Here is a 26116-nt window from a genome sequence, read left to right as displayed (position 1 = left end):
ATGCGTGCATGAGAAAAGTCATAGCCCTGTTCTCGGCAGCCGTGGCACTCGTCGCCCTCAGCGGAGCCTCCGTCGGCGCCGCACCCGATTCCGCCGGCCCCGAGGACACCGGGCAGGGAAAACTCGTCTGGAGCTCCTGTAACGACGCCACCACGCCCGCGCTGCAGTGCGCGATGCTCGATGTGCCGGTGGACTACGCGAACCCGCACGGCCCCAAGATCAAGATCGCGGTGAACCGGCTTCCCGCCACCGCGCCCAGGCACAGGCAGCAGGGTCCGATCCTGCTCAATCCCGGCGGCCCCGGGAACTCCGGGCTGTGGATGCCCGCCTTCATCTCCGGGCAGATCCCGCAGGACGTCGCCTCTACCTACGACTGGATCGGCTTCGACCCGCGCGGCACCAACAGCAGCGAACCCCATGTGGTCTGCGACGCCGAGTACTTCCATGGCCCGCGGCCCGACTACCGGGTAGATCAGGGCACTTCCAAGGCTTGGCTGTCGAAGGCGGCCGGGTACGCCGCCGATTGCGCGGCCGACTGGTCCTGGCTGATGCCGCACATGACCACCGTCGACAGCGCACGCGACATGGACAGCATCCGGCGGGCGCTCGGAGCCCCGAAGATCAACTTCTACGGCGGCTCCTGGGGCACCTCGCTGGGCTCCACGTACGGGCAGCTCTTCCCCTCGCGGGTGCGGCGCATGGTGCTGGACAGCATCGTCGGCCCGACCATCCCCTGGTACGACCACAACATCCTCCAGGACAAGGAACACCAGCGCCGCTTCGACGCCTTCGCCGACTGGACGGCCAAGGCCGACTCGGTCTACCACCTGGGCACCGACGCAGCCGGCGTCAAGAGGGCGTACGACCGGGTCGAGGCCGCCCTGCGGACCGAACCGGTGGACGCCGCCCCGGCCCCCGGCAAGATCGGCCCCGCCGAGTTCGAGGACACCTTCTACGGCGGCGGCTACAACTTCCTGCGCTGGCCCAGGATGGCCACCGTGCTCTCCGCCTACGTCACGCAACACGACACCCGACCGCTGAACATCGCGTACAACCGCTACGCGGCGCCGGGCACCGACGACGCCGGTTTCCCGGCGTACAACGCGGCGCAGTGCAACGAGAACGCCTGGCCGCGCGATTGGGAGTTCTGGAAGAAGGACCAGGCCAGGGTCGACGCCACCGCGCCCTTCTACACCTACAACAACATGTGGTACAACGCGGCCTGCATGTTCTGGCCGGGCCAGGGCAACCCGGCGGGTCGGATGAAGATCACCGGCAAGGGCCTGCCGCCCGTCCTGCTCTTCCAGGCCACCGAGGACGCCGCCACGCCGTACGAGGGCGGACTGGCCATGCGTGACGCACTGCCCGGCTCCAAGCTGGTCGTCCAGACCGGCGGCAGCTTCCACGAGATCCTGTTCCACGGCAACGCCTGCCTGGACGACACGTTCACCGCGTACCTCCGCGACGGCAGCCTCCCCAGGGGCGGTGGCCGCATCGCCAAGACGTGTGCCCCCCAGGCCGATCCCACCCCCGTCTACGTGACCCCGACGCTCACCGCCAGGACCGCCGGCGCGGCCACTCCGCTCCCGCCCACCGACCCCGAAGCCGTCCGCGGCGTGCTTCGCTAGTGGCCGGCAACGGATGGTTTCAGCCGGCACGGGGGGCGTGGAATGCACGCTTCCAGGGGTCCGGAAGCGACTTCCGCGGTGCTGTGGCGACATTTCGCCCGCGGCGATCGCGGCGCCGCGAATGCACTACGGAGTAGGCCAGGCACTGTGTGTCGTGGTCGACCGACATCCTGCGATCGACGCCGGTCGACCGGCCGTGCGCGGCGGGGCGTCGACGCCCCGGGGGAGCCGTCGAATGGCGTGGATTCGGCTCCTCAAGTCGTGATCATCAATGCGACGATCTGGTGATCGACGGGGCTTCCGCGCTGGTGCGGCGGCGTTTCCCATGACCGGAAGGGGCCACGTTCGTGGACTCGCTGGATCTGAAGACCGTGCGCACCAGCCTCGAAGGGGCGGTGTTGCAGGTGCGGTTGGCCCGGCCGGAGGTCGGCAACGCGCTCGACGAGCAGATGTTGGACGACCTCCTGGCGGTGCTCTCGTACCTGCGTGCGCGCACCGACGTGCGCGTGCTCGTGCTGTCGGGGGAGGGCGATTCCTTCTGCCTGGGCGGTGACCGCGGCGAGTTGCTGCGGCTGGCCGCCGAGGACCCCGGCGGACCGGCCGTGCGCCGGATCGGCGACAAGGCACGGTCGGTGTGCGAGGGGTTTGCCGCGGCCGATCCGGTCACCATCGCCCGGGTGCACGGTCAGGTGGTCGGGGCCGGGTTGGCTCTGGCGATCTTCTGCGACCTGCGGGTGGGCGACACCGGGACACGGTTTCGGATGCCGGAGTTGGCCTTGGGACTGCCGACCGCGTGGGGTGGGGCGATGGCCCGCTTGATCGGTGAGGTCGGTGCCGCCCGGATCCGCGAACTCGTGCTGACCGCCGACGCGTTCGACGCCCATACGGCGCACCGGTTGTCGATCCTGCATCAGGTCGTGCCGGCCGAGGAACTCGACGGCGCGGTGAGCCGCTGGGTCAAGCCGGTGATCCGTAGGCCCGTCGCGGCACTGCACGCGTCGAAGACGCTGATGAACGCCTACAGCCGGGGCGACCGGTTCGGTGATCTGTCCATGCTCGACGGCCACTTCCTGTCCGCGTTCCTGGGCGCCGGGACCGCGCGCTGACGCCGGCGGGGGGGGGGGGGGGGGGGGGGGGGCCGGGCCCCCCCCCCCCCCCCCGCCGGCCGATCGCTCAGCGCACGCTCACCGGCATCAGGGTGATCCGACGAAAGGCCAGCCGGGGCTCCCAGGTGGGCGGTGCCACCACCCGCAGCGCCGGGAGGCGACGCAGGACGGTTTCCAGCAGGACACCGGCCTCCAGGCGGGCCAGGCCGGCCCCGATGCAGTAGTGGATGCCGCCGCCGAAGGAGATGTGCCGGGCCCGGCGCGAGACGTCGAAGGTGCCGGCGTCGGGCGTCAGGGCGGGATCGTGATTGGCCGCGCCCAGCATCGTGTGCACGACCTCGCCGCGGGCGATGGGCACACCGGCCAGAATCAGGTCCCTGCCCGCGTGGCGGGTGGTCACATGGATCGGCGGGTCGTAGCGGAAGACCTCCTCGACGGCATCGGCCAGGGCCGCCGGGTGCGCGCGCAGCCACGCCCGCTGCGCCGGGTGCCGGTCGAAGGTCCAGATCATCGTGGACAGCAGCGTGGAGGTGGTCTCCAGGGACGCGATGACCACGAACATGGCCAGCGAGTAGACGTTCTCGTCCGCGAGTTCGCGATCGGGTTCGAGGGCGTCCCAGGCGCGCAGCCATCCGGAGATCACGTCGTCGCCGGGGTCGGCGCGGCGGCGCGCGATCAGCGTGGTGAAGTACTCGCGCAACCCCCGGATGGCGTCGTCCGCCGCCAGGAGTTGCCGTTTGGTGGGCAACAACTCCTGGGCGTACGCCTGCGCGTGGGTGAGCGCGCGGAGCAGGTCGAAGTCCTCCGGCGGCAGGCCGAGCCAGTGTCCGACGGTGGCCACCGGCAGTTGCTCGCCGACGAGTTCGGCGAAGTCCGCGTCGGTGTCCCCGGCCTGCTCGATCAGGGTGTCGAGCAGGGTGTTCGCCACTCGTTGCACCGTCGGGCGCAGCGCTTCGAGGGTGCCGCGGTCGAAGATGTTGTTCACGGACCTGCGAATCCGGGTGTGCTCCGGCGGATTGAGTGCCACCAGGGTCTGTTCGAGTTCGCGGGACGACGGCGTCGACCAGCGCGAGCCCTCCGTCTGCCGCGCCCGCCACGCCCGGTCCAGGGCGAGCCAGTCGGGGCTGCGCAGCACCTCGTCGCACGCACGGTGACCGGTCACCAGGAAGCCGCCCCAGGGCGCGGGCACCACCTCGCCCATCTCGCGTAGACTCGCGTACAGCGGCAGGGGATCCGCCTGGCCGGCCACGGAGCGCAGCCGGGACAACAGGGCGACGACACTTCGGCTGTCGATGACGGTGGTGGGCGCTGAAGACTGCACGACGGCTCCTTCTGGCTCGACACGAGGTCGGCTGACGACGACTCGACACAGCGTTGATCGATCGGCCGCCCCGGGTGTGGGCGACCGACGGTGAAGGGTGTCTGCGGTTGTCGGGCGGGGTGTTCGGCACGCATGTCGAACGCCCCGCCCGTGGGCATCGGCGACGGGCCCGAAAGACGCGCGTCTCCCGGGCCACGGCGGGTCCCGGCGGTGGGTGCGGCCCGCCCGGGCGGCGGGTCAGGGTGCGGCTATTGGCCTCGCCACCAGTTCAGGAACGAGCTCCACACTCCGCCCTTGCGCGCGCCGGGGTCCGGCCGCTCGGGGGCGGCGGGGCGTGCGGGTGCCGGATCGGCGGGCCGGGCCGCACTGCGCGGCGCGACGGGGGTGAAGCGGGCCGGCAGCGCGGTGAGCGCCCGGTTGAAGGGGCCCGGTCGCCAGTCCAACTCCGAGACCGGGACCGCGAGTTCGAGGTCGGGCAGGCGGTTGAGCAGCTTTTCGATCGCGGCGGTGGCGATCAGCCAGGCGGAATCCTTGGCCGGGCAGGCGTGCGGTCCCGCGCTCCAGGCCAGGTGGGAGCGGTTGTTGGGCCTGCGGCCGTTCGCGAACAGCGCGGGGTCGCTGTTGGTGGCGGCGAAGCTGATCACCACCGGGGTGCCCCGGCGGAGCGGGACGCCGGCCAGGTCGACGTCGCGCACCGGGTAGTGCACGGCGTAGTTGGCCATCGGCGGGTCGGTCCACAACACTTCGTCGAGTGCGTCCTCCACCGATGCCCCGCCGCCGAACAGGCTGACCGAGAAGCGCTCGTCGGAGAGGATCAGCCGCAATCCGTTGGCGATCAGGTTGCGTTGCGGTTCGGTACCGGCGCTCATGAGCATGACGAGTTGATGGATCATCTCCTCGTCGGTGAGCCGGTTGGGGTGGGCCATCAGCCAGGAGGTGACGTCGGCGCCGGGCTGTTCGCGTTTGAGCGCGACGAGTTCGATCAGGGCGCCGGTGAGCATCCGGTCGGCCGCCTCCGCGTCCCCGACGGCGTCGAAGATGCCGGCGATGCCCGCGACCAGGCGGTCGCCCAACTCGGGAGGACTGCCGAAGAGTTCGCTGAACACCAGGAGCGGCAGGGTCTTGGCGTAGGAGTTCAGCAGATCGACGGTGCCGGCGCCGGACCACTGGTCGACCAGGTAGTCCGAGCTGCGTTCGACGAAGCGGCGCAGCTGGTACGGGTCGATCCGGTCCAGGCTGTCGGTGACGGCCTGGCGCAGCCGCAGGTGCTCGGCGCCGTCGGAGAACAGGGCGTTGGGGCGGTGCATCATCATGGGCACGACCGGGCTGTCGGCGGGGACCGTACCGTCCGCCAGCGCGAGCCAGCGTCGTGGGTCCTTGGCGAACAACTCGGGGGAGTGCAGGACGCGCAGCGCGGCGGCGTGATCGGTGACCAGCATCGCGTCGACTCCGGGCGCCAGTTCCACCGGCGCGGCCACGCCCTGGCGGCGCAGGTGTTCGTACGCGGCGCGCGGGTCGGCCGAGAACGCCTTGTCGTACAGGGGGATCGCTCCGCCTGCGTGGTGGGCGGGGCAGCCCGGGGGCGGTGTGGGGTGATCGCCGGACGAGGATGCCGGACGGTCGAGTGGGCCAGTGTTCACGCGAGTTCCTTGGATGCCCGGAGCTGGAGGTAGCGGACGAGGGCCATCAGGGCCTCGGTCGAGGAGGCGCGGTCGCGGGCGTCGCAGGTGACCAACGGGGTCTCCGGCAACAGGTCGAGCGCGGCGCGCAGCTTCTCCAGGGGATGTTCGAGGGCGCCGTCGAACCGGTTGACGGCGACGGCGTAGGGCACGTCGTACTCCTCCAACAGGCCGATGACGTCGAAGGATTGGTCGAAGCGCTGTGGGTCGATCAGGACGATCGCGCCGAGGGCGCCGAGGGTCATGTCCTTCCACACCTGGGCGAAGCGCTGCTGCCCGGGCGTGCCGAAGAGGTAGAGCACGAGTCGGTCGCTGAGGGTGAGTCGGCCGAAGTCCAGCGCGACCGTGGTGGTGGTCTTGCGACCCGCGCCCGTCAGGTCGTCGACGTGTGCGCCGGCCTGCGTCATCGTCTCCTCGGTGCTGAGGGGACGGATCTCCGACATCGTGCCGACGAAAGTGGTCTTGCCGACGGCGAAGTGCCCGACCACCAGGATCTTCGCCGCGACCTTGACGGAGTCGGCCAGGTAGACGTCGGTGGCGGCGCCGTTAGAGACGGGCGAGCCCATCGAGCACCTCCTGTAGAAGTTGGGCCTTGGGAAGCTCGGCGGCGGGGATGGGTCGGCGGGTGGCCACCAGGCCGGTGTCCATGAGGTCGGACAGCAGCACCTTGACCACGCCGATGGGCAGCTTCAGGTGTCCGGCGACCTCGGCGACCGAGAGGATCCCGCCGCGGCACAGGGCGAGCAGGCGGGTGCTCTCGGGGTCAAGGATGTGTGGGGACTCGTCGCCGGGCAACGCGATCACCAGGCTGACCAGGTCCAGACCCTCGCGGGTCGGGTGGCCGCGGCCGCGGGTGATGACGTAGGGGCGCACTAAGTCGGGGGCGTCGGATTTCGCCGTGCGATCGTTGGTCATACCGAATGATCCGCATTCCGTCGGGGCGGGCTGGTCAATTCCTTTCCGAGTTGGCGAACCAGCTGCTGCATGCGGAACGTGATGATCTCCATGTCCACGTTCTGCGTGGCCGATACAGCCAGATAGGCGCCGGGGCCGGCCGCCACGAGGAAGATGAACCCGTCACCGAACTCGACGAGCGTCTGGCGCCACGGCGTCTCGGAATCACCGATGAACTCCGCCGTGCTCCGGCTGATCGATTGCAGTCCGGACAGCGCCGCGGCCTGCCGATCGGCCTCGTCCCGAGATATCCCGTCGGAATGCGCGCGCAATATTCCGTCCGCGGACAGCAGGATGGCGTGCCGCGCCTCCGGCACCTTGAGGGCGTCGTTGAGAATCCAGGCCAGGTCGTTGTTCATCGGTTTTCTTGCCCTTTTTCGTCTGTCTCGGGAACGCGGCCGGAGCGGGTTCCGCGCAGGAACGCACCCATCAGCCCCGCGGTCTCCGCGTCCGATCGGTCGGGGGCGTCCGTCGGCGCCGGTTGGTGCGTGCGGTCGACCGGCAGCGGGGCCCGGCGGCGGCGCTGCGGCAGTTCTCCGTCCAGGGCGGCGGTTCCTTCGTCGGCGACGGGAGCGGTGGTCGCGGGCGCGGCGGGCCGGGATTCCGCGGGCGCGGCCGCGGCACGGGGGGCGCGGGTGACGCGGCGCTGCGCGGGGACCGGGGCGGGGTCCGCGTCGACGGCGGTGGTGAGCAGTTCGGAGGGGAGCATCACCACCGCGCGCATGCCACCGTAGGGCGATCGGGTGTCCACCGAGACGGTGAAGCCGTACTGGGCGGCGAGCATGCCGATGACGGGGAAGCCGAACTGCGGCGGGTGGCCCAGGCGGGTGATGCCGACCGGCTCGGTGGCGCCCAGGTAGCGGGCCGCGCTTTGCCGGGCCTCCTCGTGCATGCCCACGCCCGCGTCGTCGACCATGATGCACACCCCGTTGGGCACGGTCTGGAAGTTGATCTCGACGGTGGTGTGCGGCGGGGAGTAACTGGCGGCATTGTCGAGGAGTTCGGCCACCGCGAGGGCGACCGGCTCGACCGCCCGGCCGATGACGGCGACGTTGGACTGCATCCGGATCTCCACGCGGAGGTAGTCGCGGATGCGGCCCTTCGCGCCGCGCATGACGTCGTACAGCGGCGCCGCGGCGCGCTGGCGTCCGGTCCAGCCGCCGCAGAGGGCGGCGATGACCTGGGCGCGGCGGCCGAATTGCGAGTTCATGTGGTCGATCGCCAGGAGATCCTGGAGCAGTTGCGCGTCGACATAGTTGTTCTGCATGTCGGAGATCGCCAACTGCTGTTCGCCGGCCAGCGCCTGAAGCGTGCGCATGGCGGCCTTCAGCGCGTTCTTGGCCGAGTGGTCGGCACGATCGCGGGCGTCCTCGACGGCGGTGGTGAACATCTCCACGACCGTCTCGATGTTGTGCGCGTAGGGAGTGGCGCGTAGTTCCTCGTGACGGAGAAGCGATCCCTTGAGTCGTTCCCCGGTCTCGACCAGAGCCGGCAGCAGCACCCGGACGACGTTGTCGAGTTCGTCGTCGCGCATGCGCACGTCCTCGGCCAGCAGGCGATTCCTCTCCCTCAGGTCCTTGACGGTTATTCGGCTGCGGGCCACATAAACGGCCGCAGCACAGGTGCCGGCCACCCCGTACCAGAGTGCGGGGTCCTGTACAAAGTTCATTCCCACGGTCCTCGTCGCGCAATCAGGCGGGCAACGGCGCGCGCAGCGAGTCGATTTCGGCGTCGTCCGGGTGCGCGAGGCACGTCGCCCGGTCTCCGTCCGGCGCATCGCGGAAAGCGCGACCCGCCCGCTGCACGTATCACTCTCCGCTGCTCTCTCGTCGATGGGGCGTAGCGAGTGTAGTGGCGTCGACTTCCCCGTTCCGGGCGGCGCCGACACTTCTTCTTTCGCGCCGACTACAGCTGGGTGACCATTCCCGGGATCGAGTTATATGTCCGGTATATCGAGCCATGGCGCCTGAATTCGATGTGCCGGGTGCCCGGGGCGAGTATTCGAAAACACGACCGGACGAACGTGGGAAATGGCTTGAATGCATGGGTCATTCGGAGCATTGCGACCATTGCGACCGCCCGCACGCCGGCGCGTCGCGAAAGGCGCGGCGGCGCGGGCGTCCGCCCACCGGACGCCGACGGCCCGGGTCGAGGGGCAGGGCAAGGAGGCGTTGTGAGGATGTTCACGCATTGGCGGCCTGACCGACACAACTTCTCGACGTGGGGCGGAGGTTCGAGGCATTGGATCTCGGGGGCTTCGAGGGTCCGGCGGTTCGGCGACGACGCCCGGCGAGGGGGGTACGTCGCCGACGTTCTCATCGGCCCTGCCGGCCCTACCCGCGCGCGGGGTCGGAGGCGGCGTGGCTCGACCGGCTCCCGGCCGGGTCGGGCCGGGGAGATGCGCCGGCGGTGCTCCTTGTTGCGGTCCCGGTTCGGTAGGGGCAGGCGAGTCGGGTCAGGATCGCCGGCGCCACCAGATCCGCGGGCCCCTTCAACGCGTCCGCCAGACGGTGGTCGAGCGGGAACACCAGTTCGGCCGCGACATTGTCCTGCACGATCCGGGCGAGGTTGTCCAGGGCGACGTGGATGGGGTCGGCGGGCGGCTGGGCGGTCTGCAGGTCGATCAGGTGCGAGTCGGCCGTCGCGGGGTCCATGAAACGCTTGACGATGATCGAATTCTGGTTCGGGGCGGACGTGGTCCAGATCGACAACACGACGACGTACAGGCCGGGCCAGTCCGCCGCGCCGACCTTGTCCCGCCAGCGCGTCATGAGCGCTTCGACACCCTCGATCTGGGCCCGCGCCGCATGTTCGAGGTTGGTCGGGATGTCGTCGGTCAACCGGCTCGTGTAGTTCTCGAACGACGTCATGTCGAAGGAGCGTCGCCGTACCGACTCTTCGACGAACCCGAGCGACGCGTCGAGGATCCGGGTGCTCGATGCCTCGAGTTCCGATGGCATGTCGGCGTCGCCGAGTTGCCGGCGGGCGACGGTCAAGGTGGCGGCGAACGACTGGAGGGGAGCGACCCAGTCGGTCGTCCCGGGCCCTTTGAACGCCACCATGTCCACGTCGTGCCGGTCCAGGCGCTCGGAGCCGGGGAGTTCCGGGATCCGACGACCGAGATACGGCGCGATGATCGAGTAGATGCCGAGCGGCGCATGGGCGATCGACTTGGCCAGTTCGAATACCTCGGACACCGGGTGCAGGGACTCCTGCTCGCCGTTGTGGATCAGGGTGTACCGGCCGCCCCGGTCGTCGTTCCGGACGATGACCACCGGGCCCAGATGCCTGATCAGTTCGGCCCGGAGCGCGTCGTAGTGCGTCTGCGTGTCGGCGTCGATCGCGAAGATCGCATTGCGGGCGCGGAGTTGCCGCGCCGGGTCCGTCCCCGGATCGGCCGCACTCGTTTCCGCCGCTGCGGCTCGACCGCCGCCCAGGAACGTCACGGCACCGACGGTGCCGACGCCGCCGACGAATTGCCGCCGTGTGGTCAACGTCCGTCCCACCCCGTGCGCGGCACCTCGGACTACTCCTGTTCGCCCTGTTCGCCCTGTTCGCCCTGCTCGTCCTCGCTGTGGGCGTAGAGCTTGAGGACCGGGACGCCCACCTTGTGGCGGGCCCGGCTTGCCCAGTCCCGGTGGAAGAACTCCTCGACCAGGTGCGGGGCGGTCAACACGATCACCTCGTCGGCGCCGACCTGGTCCACGACGGATCGCAGGAGATCCAGCGGGTGGCCGTCGACAACCTGGCCGACGGCCTCGGAGCCGGCCTCGCGCAGCAGTCGGAGCGTGTGTTCGAGCGCGAGGGCGGCGGGCCGGCGGGCCTCCTCGCCCTCGGGCTCGTCGCCCTCGTGGACCGCCTCTTCCAGCTCGCCGAGGGCGACATCGTCGATGGTGCGCAGGAGTCGGTCCTCCGCGCCTCGCGGGTTCATCAGGACGACGAACGAGATCTGCTCGTCGTGGAGGGTCGTGACGAAGTCGACATCTGTCACGGACAACGGTTGCTCGACCATGAGGACGCTCGTGATCACGGCGGACCTTCCCTCGGCGCACCCGAACCGGCGCGGACGGGGAGTAACGATAGCGACACCGATGGGCTGATCCCGACCTTCGGCGAGGTCGGGACCGGCGCGTCGCTGTTCCCGTGGTGTCGTGCGGTCGGGCGCCGAGGGCGAGCGGCCGCTCCGACTCGGCGTCCCGGTCGCGATCGGTGGCGTTGACGTCGATGTGCAGTCGGAGCTTCCCGGGCCCGTCGGTTCACGTGGACACCCGAGAGTCGATCGTCGGCCGCGCGCCGGGAGGCGAGGTGCCACGCGACCGCGTTGCCCACCGGGTCACTCCTCGGCTTTTGCCTTGGCTTCGTCCGCATCGAGGAGGCGGGTGAGGAGTTCGGTGAGTTGCCCCAGGTCTTCGGCCGGGAGGGTGTCGATGGCCGGGGGCGGGCGCAGCAGGATGGCGTCGGCGGTCGCGATGGCGTCGTGCCCGGCGTCCGTGAGCGTGACCAGCTTGCGGCGGCGGTCGTCGGGGTGCGGTCGGCGTTCGACGAGGCCGTGGGCTTCGAGCTTGTCGACGACGAGGGTGGCGTAGGGGGCGTCGAGGCGGTTGGCGTCCGCGAGTTGGCTGAGGGTTTTCGGCCCGTCGCGGAGTTGGAAGAGGATTTTGCCGCGGCCGCCGCCGAGGCGGAACCCGAGCGCGTCGGCGAGTTCGCGCCGGCGGTTGTGGGCTTCGACGAACCGGTGCATGAGGGCCCAGGCCTCCCGGCCGGGCTCGGCCGATCGTTTCGAAGTGGCTGCCATCGGTGGTCTCTCCCGCGTCCCTCACGCTGCGCGGTCCGAGCCGCCGCGTCACGTGCCGGCGTGCTGTGGTGCCGCGTTCACCACGCTACCGCGCGGCCGAGACGGTCGACGCAGTGCAGGCCGGGTGTGCCCCGCGGGGCGTCGAGGGTCTCGACGACGTTCGGGACGCTCTCGTCGATGCCGAACCGGGCATCCGGGCCGCCGATGTCGGCATGTCGTCCGGGTGTTCGGTCTCGTTGTCCGGAGCCGAATCGGCTGATCGGGCCGTCAGGGCGTCTCGCGAGACGGTCGGTCGTCGAGTTTGGCCAGGGTGACGCCGCCGATGATCAGGAGGCCGCCGGTCGTTTGGGAGGGGGTTGGTGTCTCGTTGATCAGCAACCAGGCGAAGATCACACTGGCGACGACTTCCAACAGCGCGACGAACGAGGCCGTGCGTGAGCCGAGTCGGCGGCCGGCCGCGGTTCCCGTCGTGTAGGCCAAGGCGGCGGTGACCAGGCCGAGCAGGAGCACGGGCAGCCACCAGGGCACGTCACCGATCCGGTAGCCGGCCGGTTCGACGCCGGCGTGCATCGGCAACAGTCCGACGGCCGCGAGGGCGGCGAGGGCGAGCGTTCCGACCGCGAGCCCTGCACCGGTCAGGGCGGCGGGCGGCAGGCCGGTGTCGGTGTCCGCCGCGATGAGGAAGTACGCCGTCAGGCCCACCATCGCCGCGAGCGCCCAGGCCACGCCCGACCAGGCCAGGTCGGCGCCGGAGATCAGGTCGACGGCCAGAATCAGGCCCACGGCCGCCAGGCCGGCGCCGGCCATGGTGTACGGCCGCGGGCGCTGACCACGACGCGCCCACAACCACACCACGACGGCGGCCGGAGCGGTGTACTCGATGAGCAGTGCCGGTGCGACGTCCATGGCGGCGACCGCGGAGAAGAAGCAGAACTGCGCCCCGGCCAGGCCCAGTACGCCGTACACCAGCACGGTGCGGGCCTGCGCGCGCAGTTGCCGCCACCGTCCGCGCAGGGAAGCGACCGCGAACGGTGCCACGACGAGCGCGCCGATGCCGACCCGGGCCAGGACGATCGCTCCCGGACTCCAGCCGGTCGAGAGCAGTCCGCGCGCCAACGACCCGGACATGCCGAAGGCCGTCGCCGAGACGAGGGCGAGGAAGAGACCGCCGCCTCCGTCGCCGGCGGAGGTGCGGACGAGCGGTGCGTCATCGGCAACATGGGTCATAGACCATGACGGTAGGAGGGCTGGATGTAAGATGTCAAAATGATTTTTGGTCATGACACCGAGTCCGCCCTGCAGGCAGCCGTGGCGCTGGCCAACAGCGCGGTGGGGTCGGACACCCTCACCACCGTCCGGGAGTTGGACGCGTGGTACACCGAGCACCGCTACACCGGGCGCCGGGACCGCGATGCCGCCGAACTCGCGAGCCTGCGAGCGCTGCGGCCGGTCCTGCGCGACCTGTTGACCGCCGATCGGGAAGGCGCCGCGGGACTGGTGAACACGATGCTCGCCGAGGCCCACGCCCTCCCGCAGCTCGTCCGTCACGACGACCAGGACTGGCACCTGCACGCGGTGTCCTCGGACGCGCCGCTGGCCACCCGCGTCGTCGTGGAGACCGCGATGGCCATGACCGACGTGGTGCGCGTCGACGAGCTGTCCCGCCTGTCCCTGTGCGCGGACCAGGGCTGCCGGGGCATCGTCCTGGACCTCACCCGCAACCGCTCCCGCCGCTATTGCAGCACCGCCTGCGCCAACCGCAACGCGGTGGCCGCCTACCGCGCCCGCCTCGGCGCCCGTCGGCCCTCGGACGGGCGGTCGAACCGGGGTGCGTGACGGCAGACGCCGCGCACCCACGGAGGTGTCCGCCGTGCGGCGTGTCGTCCGCGCGGGCCTTGATCCGAAGCTCTGAATGCTGGTTCACTGCTTGTATGGCCTACCGCAAGACACCCGCCGAGCAGGACCGCTTGGCCGCGGCCCGCGAACACCTGGTCGAACAGGCCACCACCGTGGTCGCCGACGTCGGCTGGGCCAACGCCTCGGTGACCGCGGTGGCCGCCGCGGCGGGCATGTCGGCCGGCTCCGTGTACCAGCACTTCCCGTCCAAGGCCGCCCTGGCGGTCGAGGTGTTCCGCCGGGCCTCCGGACGCGAAGTCGAGGTCCTGGGCAAGGTCCTGCAGGACGGGGACGGCGACGCCGCCCAGCGGCTCGCGCAGGGCGTCGCGGTGTTCGCCCGCCGCGCCCTGGAGCGGCGCGGCCTGGCCCACGCCCTGCTCGCCGCGCCCGCCGAACCCGCCGTGGGCGAGCAGCGGCTGGAGTTCCGCCGCCGCTACCGGGAACTGTTCGCCCAGGTGGTCCGCGAGGGCATGGCCACCGGGCTGATGCCGGCACAGGACCCGGAGATCACCGCCGCCGCGCTCACCGGCGCGATCGGCGAGGTCCTGGTCGACCCTCTGGCGGCACCCGCCCGGGAGGCCGTCGAGGACCTCGTCGCCGAACTGATCGCCATGTCGCTGCGCTGCGCGGGCGCCCGCGTCGACGCGCGTTCCGTCCCTCCAGGAGGCTCCCGATGACCGTGCCGACAACACCCCCGCCGCGCAGCAACCCGACCGCCCGCACCCACGAGGTCACCAACCAGCCCCCGCCGCTGGTGGGGCACGACGTCGCCGACGACCCGGTGCTGCTGGAGGGCATCCGACGCGAGGGCGCCGACTGGTACGAGACCGACCTGCACCGCGTCGGACGGCTCGCCGGCAGCGCGGAGGTCCAGGCATGGGCGGAGCAGGCCAACCGCTGCGAGCCGGTCCTGCACACCCACGACCGCTACGGCAACCGCATCGACGAGGTCGAATTCCATCCCGCCTACCACCGATTGCTGGACGTCGCGGTCCGCGAGGGACTGACCGGAGCCCCCTGGGCCGACCCCCGCCCGGGCGCGCACGTGGCCCGCGCGGCCGGTTTCATGGTGTGGACCACCCCGGAGGCCGGACACGGCTGCCCCGTCTCGATGACCTATGCCGTCGTCCCGGCGCTCCGCGCCGCACCCGAACTCGCCGCGGTGTACGAGCCGTTGCTCACCAGTCGCAGCTACGACCCCGGGCTGCGCGCGCCCGCGTCCAAGCGCGGCCTGCTCGCGGGCATGGGGATGACCGAGAAGCAGGGCGGCACCGACGTACGCGCCAATACCACGACCGCCATCGAACACGCCGACGGCACCTGGCGGTTGCGCGGCCACAAGTGGTTCACCAGCGCCCCGATGAACGACCTGTTCCTGGTCCTCGCCCAGACGCCCGGCGGCCTGTCCTGCTTCCTGGTACCCCGCGTGCTGCCCGACGGCAGCCGCAACACCTTCCGCATCCAGCGCCTGAAGGACAAGCTCGGCAACCGCAGCAACGCCAGCAGCGAGCCCGAGTTCGACGACACCGTCGCCTGGCCGGTGGGCGCCGAGGGCCGCGGCGTACGCACCATCATCGACATGGTCACCATGACCCGGCTCGACTGCGTCCTCGGCTCCGCGTCCGGCATTCGCGCAGCCCTCGCACAGGCCGCCCATCACGTGCGTCACCGCTCGGTGTTCGGCCGCACGTTGATCGACCAGCCGCTGATGCGCAACGTGATCGCCGACCTCGGTGTGGAGTCGGAGGCCGCGAGCTCGCTCGCCCTGCGCGTCGCCGGCGCCGTCGACCGGGCACAGCGCGGCGACGACCACGAACGCGCCTTCCTGCGGACGGCCACCGCGGTGGCCAAGTACTGGGTGTGCAAGCGCCAACCCGTGGCCGTCGTCGAGGCACTGGAATGCCTGGGCGGCAACGGATACGACGAAGCCTCGGGACTGCCGCGGCTGTATCGCGACGCGCCGCTCAACGGCATCTGGGAGGGTTCCGGCAACGTCCAGGCCCTCGACGTCCTGCGCGCCCTCCGGCGCGAACCCGAGTCCCTGGCCGCCTTCGCCGCCGAAATCGACGCCGCCCGTGGCGCGGACGCCCGCCTGGACACCGCCTGGCGCACACTTCGCGCCGACCTGGCGCCGACCCCGGACATCGAACTGCGGGCCCGCAGCCTGGTCGAACGGATGGCCCTCGTCCTCCAGGGCTCCCTGCTGGTGCGGCACGCCCCGGCCGCGGTCGCCGACGCGTTCTGCGCCTCCCGACTGGCCCCCGACCGAGGTCTGGCGTTCGGCACCCTGCCCGGCGGGCTCGACCTGGGACCCATCCTGGACCGACTGCCGGGGCGGATGGACTGACGCGCGACCCGCAACCACCGCTGTCGGTCGAGCGGGCCGACCGCGGGATCCGGACGGATCCGCGCGCCGCCCGCGACGGGGAGGATCGGCGTGGATGAATCATAGTGCCGGATCCGGGTAGGCCGTTGGGCGAGCGACCCGAGGGAGTGAACGCGATGACCATCCCCATGCCGGTGGACCCGGACACCCGCCCGCCGCGCCCGTCGCCCCTGCCGGATCCCGACCCGGTACCCGTGCCGGTGCCGGAGCCGCCCCCGGGACCGGTACCGCCCAACCCCGATCCGGAACCGGAGCCCGAGCCGCAGCCCGTATAGCCGCAGCCCGTGCGGGAGCCCGGGTGTCCGGCCACGGGAAGGCCGGCCGGCCTGCCACCTTGAGAGGGCCGGCTTCGGCGTGGACCGGCGTCAGTCCGGGGCGATCCGGCTGCGCTCGGCGTTGCCGTGCTTCTCGCGGGCCTCGACGAGTTTTTTGAAGCGCAGCAGATCCGCCCTGACTCGGGTGTCCGTGAAGGGCGGTACGCCGTCCTCGGGTTCGGCGAGCCCTTCGGGTTCGACCTCGGTGACGACGTTCACCGCGGTGTGGGCCGCGTCGACCGCCCGGAACGTCACGACGGCATGCTGCCGGGGCTCGTCCGAGACCGTGCGCCAGGACAGACGTTCGTCCGGCAGTTCCTCGACGGTCTCGGTGCCGAACTCGCGGGTCGCGCCTCCGGTGTACGTCTTCCAGTAGTGGTGGTGGGCGTCGAGCCGAACCACCTCCTCGACCCCGTCCATGAACTGCGGGAAATCCTCGAACCGGGTCCACTGGAGATATGCCGTGTGCAGCGGGACGTCCACTTCGACGGACTCGGTCACGACGGCCATACCGTTCACCTCCCACGGTCGGACGGACCGGATAACTGCCGCGTGCCCGACGGGTGCGCACCCAAACGAAGTCGAGCGCTCCGGCGCCCACGCCTCGCACGCCCCGAAGCGGCGAATCGATACGCTCCGCGCACACGTCGAGCTGCACGTGTCACCATTCACCCGACGGGGCACTGAGTGTCGCCATATGACTTCGTTGTGTGTGGCCCGGATGTATGACCGCCGGGCATGCACCCCCCGGCCGATGCCCCTGCGGGCGAAGTGGAGCGCGACCTGCCGCCGCGACCGAATCGCAGCGGCTTCCTTCCCCCTGTGCGATCGCGGTGCCCACGTTCACCGGCTCCTGGAAGTCCGGCGAGCACGGCATCGCCCGCCTCGTCGGCTCCGGGCCCGGTACGAACAGGCACACGAGCGCCCTCGGCGACACGGGGCGGCCTCCCTCCGTGCCGGGAGGCCGCCCGTGCCTGTCGATCGGGTCGGCTACCAGCAGCCGGCCGCGAAGGACACGGTCGCGCAGAGCGGGCCGGACAACAGCCACGTGCTGCGGGCGAACTTGCCGGTGTGCACGTCGCCGCCGGAGATCATGGTGAGGTCGATGTCACCGGAAGGGTGGACGAGGCCGGGCAGTTCCTCGCGCCGGTCCTCGTCCTTCCAGGCGCGGATCAGGTCGTCGATGTCGTTCGGATTGTTCATGGACGGTCCTTCCTTCTCGGGATGCGAGTACCTCAGGGTGTGAGAACGGCGCTGGTCGCGCCGTCGCCTCCGGAGCGGGCCGGGCCTTCCGGCGCTCCGGCGGAACGGGGGCCGAACAGGTCGGCGTAGTGCCCGCCCAGGGCGAGCAGGTCGGCGTGCCGGCCGCGTTCGACGATCCGGCCGGCGTCGAGCACGACGATCTCGTCGGCGTTCTCGATGGCCGACAACCGGTGGGAGATGACCAGCCGGGTGATCTCCAGCCGGTTCAGGGCCGCGTCGACGGCACGTTCGGTGGCCGGGTCGAGGTGGCTGGTCGCCTCGTCCAGGATCAGCAGCCGGGGGCGGTGCACCAGCGCGCGGGCGAGTGCGACCCGCTGCCGCTGCCCGGCGGACAGCGCGATGCCGCCCTCGCCGACGTTGGTCTCGTAGCCCATCGGCATGCGCCGTACGTCCTCGTGCAGACCCGCGAGCACGGCCGCGTGCTCCACCTCGGTCCGGGTCGACTCGGGGCTGCCGAGCGCGATGTTGTCGGCGATGCTGCCGTCGAACAGCGACAGGTCCTGGAGCACGGCGCCGCAATGCGTTCGCAGCGCAGGCAGGTCCAGGCGTTCCAGCGGGACCCCGGAGAGCAGGATCGTGCCCCGGTCGGGCAGGAGCAGTCCGAGCATGAGGAGGGCGAGCGTGCTCTTGCCCGAACCGGTGCGCCCGGCGACCCCGATCTTGCGGCCGGGGGGCAGGGTGAGTGCGATGTCGTTCAGCACGGGGGCGGCCTCGCGGTCGTAGCCGAAGGTGACCCCGCTCAGCTCGACGCCGATGGGACTGCGGCCCGGGAGTGGCTCCTCCCCGCTGCGTTCCGGTTCCGAGTCCAGCACGTCGTACATGCGTTCCACCTGCGCCCTGACCAGTTGCAGGGACTGACCGGCGGTGGCGACCGAGTTCAACGGCTCCAACACCGCGATGGCGACCGCGTTGGCGGCGAGCATCACCCCGACCTGCATCGCGCCGTCCAGGACCAGCCCGACCCCGACGGTCAACAGGACCAGCGGCGAGATCACCCGCAGTGTGCCCAACGCCGCGTCGACGGCGGCGGAGGTACGCCCGCGGCGAAGGCTCGCCTGCTGGTGCACCTCGAACAGCGTCCGCCACCGGCGCAGCGCCCGACCCTCGGCTCCGTTGGCCTTCACCGGCAGCACCGCGTCGAGCGTCTCGACCAGATAGCCCTGTTCACGCGACATCGCCGTCAACTCCCGCTGGGAGAGTCTGCCCTGGCGCCCGTAGCTGCCGATGATCACGGCGAGTTGCAGTCCGCCCAGTCCGAGCGTCACCAGGACGTACTCGGGTGCCAGCACGGCCAGCCCGATCAGGTAGCAGCCGAGCATCGAGGCGTCGAGCGCCACCATGAGCAGCTGACCGGTCAGCGCCTCGCGCGCGGTCGTCACGCTGGCCAGCCGCAACAGCAGATCGCCGCGCGAGCGGCGCAGGAAGAACGACAGAGGTTGGCGCAGCAGATGCGTCATGAAGCCGGGCGTGAGCACCGCGTTGGCCCGGGTGCGAAGGGTGACCACGACCCAGCCGCGGGTCAGCGCCGTGACGGCCTGGGCGAGCGCGACGACCGCCACCCCCGCGGCCAGCAGGGGCAACAGGTCGGTTCGCCGGTCCGGCAGCAGGGTGTCGATCACGTAGGCGGTGGCCAACGGCAGGGCCAGGCCCAGGCCTTGCAGTACGGCCGAGGCCAGCAGGATGCCCGCCATCGGCCCCCTGGTACCGGGAACCGCCAGGACGTCCCGCAGGTAGCGCACCATCGGCCAGTCGCGCGGCCGCCCGAGCCGGCGGGTGAAGTCGGGGCGCGGGGTGAGGCGCAGGTGGATGCCGCTGTAGTCGGCGGCGAATTCCTCGTGCGATATGCGCGTGCGCCCGTCGGCCGGATCGGCGATGTGGGCCCACTTCGCCGAGCGTCGCTCCAGGACCACGAAGTGCCGTCCGCGCCAGAACAACATCAGTGGGCCCGGCGGCAGTTGCGCCGGATCGGCCCGTTCGACGCGGGCGGACAGCCCGAGTTCGCCGGCGACCTCGATCAACCTGCCGATCGAGAGGCCGTCCCGACCGGCCTCCAGCAGCCTTCGGCCGTCCGCGGTGGTGGTGTGCCGACCGAAGAATCCGGCGATCATCGCCAGGCAGGCGATGCCGCATTCGGTGTCGGTCAGTTGCTGGCGCAGTGGCACGCGCCGGGTCCGGCGCCGCAGCCTCGCGATCACCCAGGCGACCACCCCGGTGACCCGACCCGGCCGATGGCGCGGCGGCGTCTTCCCCGTGGTGGGTGGGGACTTCGGCATGCTCACCCCTTCGCCCCGCACGTCTCGTACGGTGGCCGGAGCAGCAGCACCGAGGGCACCCGCTCCGGGGCCGCCAGGCGCAGCAACCCGTAGCCGATCCCGGCCAGGCCCGTCATCAGCGACGGTGTCTCGATGTGCTGCGGGGTGCCGCAGCGCGGGCCCTCCCCGATCGCCGCCGCGGCGAACCCGGTCGGCTCGGGAACGTCGGCGAGACCGCGTTCACGGGCCACCAGCAGGAGTTCGGCGTTGCCGAGCGTGCCGTGACACAGGCAGTGCGCGGCGGAAGCGGTCGCGCCGTGCACGGTCGCCGACAGTGCGAGTCGCAGATCCGCGCGCAGGGCGGGAGTGTCGTACGTGTCGTGCAGGCCCAGGACGTCGGCCCTGGCCAGACCGATTCCCGGGGCGCCGTGGCACCAGCCGTACATGTGCGAGACCGGCGCGTCCGGAGCCCGCCTGTCGTGCCGATAGTCGGGCCAGTTGCGCCACCGGGGGCGGTACTCGGCGCGTTCGTAGGCGAAGGCGGCACATGCGGCCTCCCGCATCGCGCCGTCACCCGCCACCGCCGCGAGCCCGGCCAGGGCCCAGCCGATGCCCGCCGCACCGTGCGAGAAGCCGACCAGCGCCTGCGGGTGCGCCGCGTGTCGCCAGCCGATGCCCTCGGCCTGGGGTTCGGCGCGCTCCACGAGCCGGGCGCCGAAGTCGAGGGCGATCTCCAGCGCCTGCGCGGAGCCGGTGTGCGCGTGCACGGCCAGCAACGCCGCGACGGTGCCCGCGTCACCGCCGAGCACATCCGGCGAGTACGCTCCGCCCTCCGTCGACCGCTGCGCGATCAGCCGTACGACATCCGCCACCGGTGGCACCCGGTCCTCGCCGACACACGCGCCGATCTGCATCAGCCCGTACGCCACTCCCGGCAGCCCGGCGAAGCCCGCCGCACCACCGAGCGCTCCGGCCGGGCCGTCGAGCAGCCCGGGTATGTTCCACAACGCCCGCACCGCGAGGTCGAGATGACGCCGCTCGCCGGTGACCGCCCCGAGCCTGGCCAGAAACAGCGCGATGCCCACGGCGCCGTCGTAGAGACCACCACCCGCCGGCGCCACCTGCCAGCCGGCGTCCCCGATCTGCGCGAGCCCCAGCCAGGAGACCCGATCGTCCCGTCGGATCGCCGAAGCGGCCAGCCGGTCACCGATGCGCGTGGCGGCCTCCAGGCAGGCGTCCGCGGTCGTGTTCGTGGCGGGGGACGGGTGGCGGTTGTCGTTCGCGGGCCGGGAGGTGGTGGCGGGGATGTCGTTTGCCGGTGGGAAGGTGGCGGCGACGGGGGTGTCGTTCGCCGGCCGGACGGTCGGCGCGTACGTGTGTGTCGCGGCCTCGGCGTCGGGGCGCTCGGCGGCCGTGACGTTCGGCCGGGTGGCCAGGGAGGCCCGAATCAGCCACTCCTGTCGGGCCCGGTCGACCGGGCCGAAGCCGGCCGGCTTGGCCCGGGCGCGTTCCAACGGACTCTGCGCGAAGTAGCCCGCGATCCGCTCGCCCCGGCCGGTCCACAGGTCGCGCGAGTCGGGCCGACCGTGGAAGATCGGGACGTCGCCCTCCCACAATTCGGCCTGCTCGTACGGGATGAGGCGGGCGAACTGCGGGTCGTGCCGCGACATCGCCCACAGGAAGTCCTGAAACCGATCCCGGTCCAGCGCGTCCCGGAGCAGGTCCGGATGCGTGCCCTCGTCCAGCAGCGTCGCGTACACCTGGGTGGGCCGCAGGATCGCCCGCACCTCCAGTCCGGCGAAGCCGGCCAACAATCCCTCCTCGCCCAGCAGTTCGCCGCGACATCGCTCGACGACGCGGTATCCGGCGGTGAAGCCCTCGACCAACTCCTCGACGAAATGAGTCGGTTCGGCCGGTTTCCCGTCCAGCATCGGCCGATTGTCCGAGCCCTCGAAGACGGACCGGGTCCGGACCAGCCGCATCGTGTCGGTGCCCAGGTCCTCCCATGCGGGCGCCGCGAACGGCAGTGCGGCCCCGCGGTCCCCGCCGACCCCGCCCATGTCCAACTCGCCGATCTCGCCGGACAGCACGATGGGCAGCAGCCCCACCCGCATCACCGAGGACATCAGCGCCGCGGATGCCGGGTCCTCTTCGTCGACTCCGGGCAATCGGTGCGGATGCAGCAGCCCCTCCAGATCCAGGAGCACCGGTTGCGCACCGTGCGCGATGAGGTTCTCGTAGTGGAAGTCGGCGCCCTCGACCGCATGCAGCAGGGCGAGCAACGCCCCCAACCGCCGGTAGTAGTCCGCCACCTCGTCGGCCGAACCGCACTCGGCCGGCTCGACGAACTCGATCCACCCGTACGCGTCACGCTCCAGCGCCGCGGGAACGCGCAGTCCCATCCCGCCGATCCGCTCGTCGAACCACGCCAGCAACTCGCCGAACCGGGCGTGTACCCCCAACGGCCGCGGCTTGTAGACCAACCGCTGCCCACCGGCGAACCGCAACACGGCCACCGCCCGGCCGCCTCCGTGGGTGTCCCCGCCACCGAGCGCGATCGAGACGGGAGTCCCGGGGTCCCTCCCGGCGAACAGCGCCGACCCGATCGCCTCCCGGTCCGCGTTCCAGCGGCGGAACACCTCCGTCACGGCCGTCACCGTCTGCTCGGTACGCCGCGCCAACAGCCGTGCCAGCACCGGGTATTCGAAGAAGAGCCCCGCCCGCCCCGTCGCGGTGGCGAGTTGTTCGACGAACGACCCGAAACGCTCCACCGGCGTGTCCCCGCGGAGCCTCCCACTCACCCGCATCACGTTGAGTTCCAGGACCAGCGTCCGCAACGCGGCCACGACGAGCGACTTGCCCAGCGCGTCGCCGATGTCGCCGCACAGCCCGTCCGCGCTCTCCCGCGGCAACTCGGCGCGCAGCCGGTCGAGTGCGTCGGCCACGAACGGCCGTACGATCGACACGACTCCGCTGTGCCGGCCGGCCGCGGCGCCCGCCGCCGGGGGTTCCTCCCGACCCAGGATGCGTTCCAGGGCCTGCCACCATTCGGGCACCCGCCCCGCCCTCTCGGCGAGTTGCCCGGTGGGCTCGGCCAACAGCGCGAACAGCCGGGCCTCGTCCCACCCTTCGCCGAGCACCGCGAGCCGCGCCGGTAACCACCCCGGGTCCGGGCCGCGCCATCTGGCCAGCCGTCTGAGCGCCCTTTCCTCGGCCTCCCCGGCGGCTTCGCCCCCCAGCGCCGCGCGCTCGACCAGGTTCAAGGCCCGCGCCCACGCCGGATCGCCCAACACGGGCAGCCCCTGCGGCACTTGGGACGAGACGGTGACATCCGGCATGAAGGGCCCCCAGGCACCAACGGACACATACGCACCACCGCGATGCGCGGCCCCATATTTTCAATTGGATGGCTGTCCAGTCAACAAAAATCTCTACCGTCCGTGACTGAAGATCACCCGAAGGTAAAGCGGCTCGATCGCCGGAGTCGGCTTTGGCGGAGGCGACGGCGGCTGCGGGCGCGAAGGCGCCACCGAACGGCACGGGTTCGGATTCGGGCGGTTGCCGAAGCCACCCTCGAGCGCACCGACGGGCTGCGCCCGAAGCGCGGTCGGCCCCGAGTGTCGGCGGCTCGCCGTGGAGCGCGCTCGGCGCACCCGTCGCGTGCTCGCTCCGGCGTCGTCCCTACGGCTGCGAAGTGCGGAGGCGTTCCGCAGGGCGGGGTGGGGCGGGGTCGGTGGTCGGGAGGTCGTACATGTGGAAGAGGCGGGCGCGGACCGCGGCCAGTGGGTACGTATCGGGGTAGACGGCCAGTTTGAAGATCACGCCTTCCAGGACACTTCGCAGCGTGGCCTCCTCGGCGCCCGGGTCGAGTGCGCCGCGTTCGGCGAAGATCGCCCGGATTCGATCCTCGGCATCCTCCAGCGCGGCCAGGTTCGCCCGCTCGGCCTTGGCGTAGGTGGCCCGGGTGGCCGGTTGCAACATGAGCGACAACAGGAGCCGTTGCACATCGACGCTCGCCGCGGCGCCCTGGAGCGTCCGGTCGATGAGCCCGGCCAGCCGCTCGTCGGCGGTGCGCTCGCCCTCCGGCGGAATGATCGCCCCGTACATGACCTGCAGGGCCTCGGACAGCAACGTCTCCAGCAACTCGTCCTTGGTCGAGAAGTAGTAGGTGACCAGGCCCCTGGCGACCTCGGCGCGGGCGGCGATCTGGGAAATGGTCGCCCCGGCGTAGCCCCGCTCGGCGAAGACGACGAGCGCGGCGTCGAGGATGCGTCGGCGCGAGCGCTCACGCAGTTCCTCGTTGGCCGAAGGTGACCGTGGCATGCCCATCCCTCCCCGTCACGTGCGTCTGTCGGGCCATTGTCCCGGACGCCCGGGCGGGGTCCAGTGCCGGCCCATGATGCATCAGGAGGGGGTGGGGACGTTGGTGCGGGCCCGCCGTCGTCCGGTGCGGTGCGTCGAGCACGATCGGTCAGGAACGGCGGCGGCCTCGGCGCAGGGTCAGCCATGTTGCCGCCGTCGCGACTGCGATGCTCGCGGCGGCGACGGTCGCCCAGCGGAGTGTGGAGGACCGGCCCGAGTCTCCGGCGGAGGAGTGTGCGGCGGCCGGGGGAGGTGCCGACGAGGGGGGAGTGCCGGGAGTGGACACGCCTGCCGGGGCGGAGAGTTGCGATTCGGGGGAGCCGAGGTTGGTCGGATCGCGGTAGCGCGGGGCGCCGTTCGGGACGCCGTCGATGTTGACGGTGAGCGTGAAGGGCACGCGCAGTTGCGGGTCGGTGTTCGCGACGTCCATCTGCAACCAGATGAAGTAGTCGCCGGGCAGGGATGCCGAGGCGATGGCGTACTCGGCGCTGTCGAGGTTGTTGTGGCGTACCGGGGCGGTGGCGCTCACGATGGTGAGTGCGCTGCCGTCGTAGTCGCGCCAGTCGGTGTTGCCGCCGGGCAGTGCGGCCCAGTCGCGGACCGGGTTCACCGGCCCGGTGCGGATCTTGGCCGTACCGCCGACCGCTCGACGTTCGGAGGCGGGGAGTTCGGACAGGTCGAGGCGGTAGGTCAGGCGTTCGCCCCAGGTCAGGTGTACGCGGTAGTAGACCTCTTCGCCGGGTCGCAGGGCGTCGGTGTGCACGCCGTCGGTGATCGGCGGCGCGTCGCCGTACGAGCCGGCCCCGGTCGTCGGCCGTGCGGTGGCCCGGGCATGGACGGTCGGTACGTCGGTGGCCGTCCAGGCGGGCGGCAGCGCCTTCGGGTCGGTGATCTCGGGTTCGATCACGATGCTCATCTCGAGCGGTGCCTGCGTGTCGCGGTATCCGGGTTCGCGATTGTCGACCCGGACGAGGAAGCGGCCGCCGCCTCCGCAGGCGCCCGGGGCGGCGGCGGGGTCGGGTTCGAGTTCGACGGTGGCGTGGGCGGTGACGTAGCCGCCGTTGAGGGTGTGGTCACGGTCCTTGCCGCGTACCTGCTCGCGTTCGGCGCACACTCGGCCGTCGACGGTGGTAAGTGCGACCCGCACGGCGTTGCCGGCCGGTTTGCCGGGTGGGGCGTTCCAGGGCACGGTCGCCGACACGTGGGCGGTCGCGGAGCGCGGGACGTCGATGCCGTAGTACCGCCGCGGGTGCGTGTCGGCGGTGTCCGGAGGCATCACGTCCAGGTACTCGCCCGGTCGCAGCACGGGTGCCGACGGGGCGGTCGGCGTGCCGGTGACCGGCGTGCCGGCCGGGCGGTACGGGCGCAGCGCACGCTCGGCGGCCCGCCGCAGGCGGTTGGCCAACTCCGCGCCGTCGAGCGTGTCGTGGAACTGTCCGCGGCCGGCCCGGGCGACATCGGTCAGTTGCCTGCGGCCCGCGTCGTCGACCCGGAAGCCGATCACGTCGATGCGCACGCGGACGTCCGCGGCGGCGAGTTCGCGGGCCACCGCGACCGGGTCGCCGCCGCACGTCTCCCGGCCGTCCGAGACCAGCAGGATCGTGCGCGGGCCCGGCCCGGGCAGGTCACCGGCGGCCTGGCGCAGCGCGTACGCGATCGGCGTGTCGCCATCGGCCTTCACCCCGGCCGCGGCCCTGCCGAACGCGGCCTTGTCGACGGGGCCGACCGGCACGAGCAGCGCGGAGGACGTACAGCCGCCCCCGTACGTGCGCAGGCCCATGCGCGCGCCGGGCGGTACCGCGCCCACCACCTCGTCGACGGCCGCCCGGGCCGCGGCGATCTTGGTGAGCCCGGCCCGCGATCCCTCCGGCTCGTTCATCGAGCCCGAGACGTCCAGGGCGACCAGCAGCCGCCCGGCGTCCTCCTCGGCCGCACCCGCGACCGCTCCGCCGCCCCAGGCACCAGCGGCCAGGGCCAGGATCACGAACACCTGTGCCACCAACCGCAACCGCAACCACCGCACGAACACTGCGCTTTCCTTCCCCCGTTCCGCGCGCTTGGGCGCGGTTCCGGCAGCGTGCCGGATGCGCGGCGAACGGGACATCCAACGAGCGGTGGAGATTCCGGGTAAACCTGCGCGGTAGGCCGGGGCCGGGCCGG

The 26116-nt window shown here is 71.6% G+C and carries 22 protein-coding genes and 1 pseudogene; 6 read left to right on the top strand and 17 right to left on the bottom strand.

The window, feature by feature from the left end; genetic code table 11:
• Positions 1–8 precede the first annotated feature (8 nt).
• Entirely contained in the window at positions 9–1628 is a 1620-nt protein-coding gene (locus ACFZBU_RS12520; protein ID WP_391583480.1) for an alpha/beta hydrolase, read from the top strand.
• Positions 1629–1975: 347 nt separating this feature from the next.
• The gene (locus tag ACFZBU_RS12515) at positions 1976–2734 is read left to right on the top strand and encodes an enoyl-CoA hydratase/isomerase family protein (protein ID WP_391583479.1); all 759 of its coding nucleotides are present in this window, start codon (positions 1976–1978) and stop codon (positions 2732–2734) included.
• A 67-nt stretch (positions 2735–2801) separates the two neighbouring features.
• Here the strand turns inward: ACFZBU_RS12515 and ACFZBU_RS12510 are convergent, their stop codons facing one another.
• The 11 genes and pseudogenes from ACFZBU_RS12510 to ACFZBU_RS12460 all read right to left on the bottom strand — a co-directional run bounded on the left by ACFZBU_RS12510 (position 2802) and on the right by ACFZBU_RS12460 (position 12710).
• On the bottom strand, positions 2802–4055 hold the full coding sequence (locus tag ACFZBU_RS12510) for a cytochrome P450 (RefSeq protein WP_391583478.1): 1254 nt from the start codon (positions 4053–4055) through the stop codon (positions 2802–2804).
• Positions 4056–4303: 248 nt separating this feature from the next.
• Positions 4304–5533: a cytochrome P450 gene (locus tag ACFZBU_RS12505; RefSeq protein ID WP_391583741.1), complete on the bottom strand. Its 1230-nt coding sequence runs from the start codon at positions 5531–5533 to the stop codon at positions 4304–4306.
• Between the two features lie 158 nt (positions 5534–5691).
• A complete protein-coding gene (locus ACFZBU_RS12500; protein WP_391583477.1) occupies positions 5692–6300 on the bottom strand; it encodes an ATP/GTP-binding protein in 609 nt (202 codons plus the stop codon).
• On the bottom strand, positions 6281–6649 hold the full coding sequence (locus ACFZBU_RS12495; RefSeq protein WP_391583476.1) for a DUF742 domain-containing protein: 369 nt from the start codon (positions 6647–6649) through the stop codon (positions 6281–6283). Before ACFZBU_RS12495 ends, ACFZBU_RS12500 begins: the two co-directional genes overlap by 20 nt.
• Positions 6646–7047 carry a roadblock/LC7 domain-containing protein gene (locus tag ACFZBU_RS12490; protein WP_355535719.1) on the bottom strand — a complete coding sequence of 134 codons (402 nt, stop codon included), beginning with the start codon at positions 7045–7047 and terminating at the stop codon, positions 6646–6648. The genes ACFZBU_RS12495 and ACFZBU_RS12490 overlap by 4 nt, the downstream gene beginning before the upstream one ends.
• Positions 7044–8357, bottom strand: a complete 1314-nt coding sequence (locus ACFZBU_RS12485; RefSeq protein ID WP_391583475.1) for an ATP-binding protein — start codon at positions 8355–8357, stop codon at positions 7044–7046. The genes ACFZBU_RS12490 and ACFZBU_RS12485 overlap by 4 nt, the downstream gene beginning before the upstream one ends.
• Before the next feature lie 664 nt (positions 8358–9021).
• Complete coding sequence (locus tag ACFZBU_RS12480; RefSeq protein WP_391583474.1) at positions 9022–10182, bottom strand: hypothetical protein; 1161 nt, start codon at positions 10180–10182, stop codon at positions 9022–9024.
• 32 nt (positions 10183–10214) lie between these two features.
• Positions 10215–10718: an indole-3-glycerol phosphate synthase gene (locus ACFZBU_RS12475; protein ID WP_391583473.1), complete on the bottom strand. Its 504-nt coding sequence runs from the start codon at positions 10716–10718 to the stop codon at positions 10215–10217.
• A gap of 106 nt (positions 10719–10824) precedes the next feature.
• Positions 10825–10935, bottom strand: a pseudogene (locus ACFZBU_RS12470) (VOC family protein); the annotation flags it as partial.
• A gap of 86 nt (positions 10936–11021) precedes the next feature.
• Positions 11022–11483 carry a MarR family winged helix-turn-helix transcriptional regulator gene (locus ACFZBU_RS12465; RefSeq protein ID WP_391583472.1) on the bottom strand — a complete coding sequence of 154 codons (462 nt, stop codon included), beginning with the start codon at positions 11481–11483 and terminating at the stop codon, positions 11022–11024.
• A gap of 267 nt (positions 11484–11750) precedes the next feature.
• On the bottom strand, positions 11751–12710 hold the full coding sequence (locus ACFZBU_RS12460; RefSeq protein ID WP_391583471.1) for a DMT family transporter: 960 nt from the start codon (positions 12708–12710) through the stop codon (positions 11751–11753).
• Positions 12711–12749: 39 nt separating this feature from the next.
• On the opposite strand from ACFZBU_RS12460, the gene ACFZBU_RS12455 reads away from it, so the two are divergent.
• The 4 genes from ACFZBU_RS12455 (at position 12750) to ACFZBU_RS12440 (ending at position 16040) form a co-directional block, all read left to right on the top strand.
• The gene (locus tag ACFZBU_RS12455) at positions 12750–13319 is read left to right on the top strand and encodes a CGNR zinc finger domain-containing protein (protein ID WP_391583470.1); all 570 of its coding nucleotides are present in this window, start codon (positions 12750–12752) and stop codon (positions 13317–13319) included.
• 95 nt (positions 13320–13414) lie between these two features.
• Positions 13415–14056: a TetR family transcriptional regulator gene (locus ACFZBU_RS12450; RefSeq protein WP_391583469.1), complete on the top strand. Its 642-nt coding sequence runs from the start codon at positions 13415–13417 to the stop codon at positions 14054–14056.
• Positions 14053–15726 carry an acyl-CoA dehydrogenase family protein gene (locus tag ACFZBU_RS12445; protein WP_391583468.1) on the top strand — a complete coding sequence of 558 codons (1674 nt, stop codon included), beginning with the start codon at positions 14053–14055 and terminating at the stop codon, positions 15724–15726. Before ACFZBU_RS12450 ends, ACFZBU_RS12445 begins: the two co-directional genes overlap by 4 nt.
• Before the next feature lie 155 nt (positions 15727–15881).
• Entirely contained in the window at positions 15882–16040 is a 159-nt protein-coding gene (locus ACFZBU_RS12440) for a hypothetical protein (RefSeq protein WP_391583467.1), read from the top strand.
• Positions 16041–16130: 90 nt separating this feature from the next.
• Here ACFZBU_RS12440 and ACFZBU_RS12435 read toward each other — a convergent pair whose 3' ends face one another.
• The 6 genes from ACFZBU_RS12435 to ACFZBU_RS12410 all read right to left on the bottom strand — a co-directional run bounded on the left by ACFZBU_RS12435 (position 16131) and on the right by ACFZBU_RS12410 (position 25985).
• Positions 16131–16589, bottom strand: coding sequence for an SRPBCC family protein (locus ACFZBU_RS12435; protein WP_391583466.1), 459 nt, complete (start codon positions 16587–16589; stop codon positions 16131–16133).
• 480 nt (positions 16590–17069) lie between these two features.
• Positions 17070–17282, bottom strand: a complete 213-nt coding sequence (locus ACFZBU_RS12430; protein WP_391583465.1) for a hypothetical protein — start codon at positions 17280–17282, stop codon at positions 17070–17072.
• Positions 17283–17314: 32 nt separating this feature from the next.
• Positions 17315–19615: a peptidase domain-containing ABC transporter gene (locus tag ACFZBU_RS12425; RefSeq protein ID WP_391583464.1), complete on the bottom strand. Its 2301-nt coding sequence runs from the start codon at positions 19613–19615 to the stop codon at positions 17315–17317.
• Between the two features lie 2 nt (positions 19616–19617).
• Complete coding sequence (locus ACFZBU_RS12420) at positions 19618–22932, bottom strand: type 2 lanthipeptide synthetase LanM family protein (protein WP_391583463.1); 3315 nt, start codon at positions 22930–22932, stop codon at positions 19618–19620.
• Positions 22933–23275: 343 nt separating this feature from the next.
• A complete protein-coding gene (locus tag ACFZBU_RS12415; RefSeq protein ID WP_391583462.1) occupies positions 23276–23917 on the bottom strand; it encodes a TetR/AcrR family transcriptional regulator in 642 nt (213 codons plus the stop codon).
• Positions 23918–24065: 148 nt separating this feature from the next.
• Positions 24066–25985, bottom strand: a complete 1920-nt coding sequence (locus ACFZBU_RS12410) for a VWA domain-containing protein (protein WP_391583461.1) — start codon at positions 25983–25985, stop codon at positions 24066–24068.
• Between the last annotated feature and the right edge of the window lie 131 nt (positions 25986–26116).

It is taken from the genome of Embleya sp. NPDC008237 (genome assembly GCF_042956465.1).
Classification (GTDB): Bacteria; Actinomycetota; Actinomycetes; order Streptomycetales; family Streptomycetaceae; genus Embleya.
The sequence above is the reverse complement of the archived record's forward strand: the minus strand, read 5'-3'. Positions and strand labels throughout refer to the sequence as shown.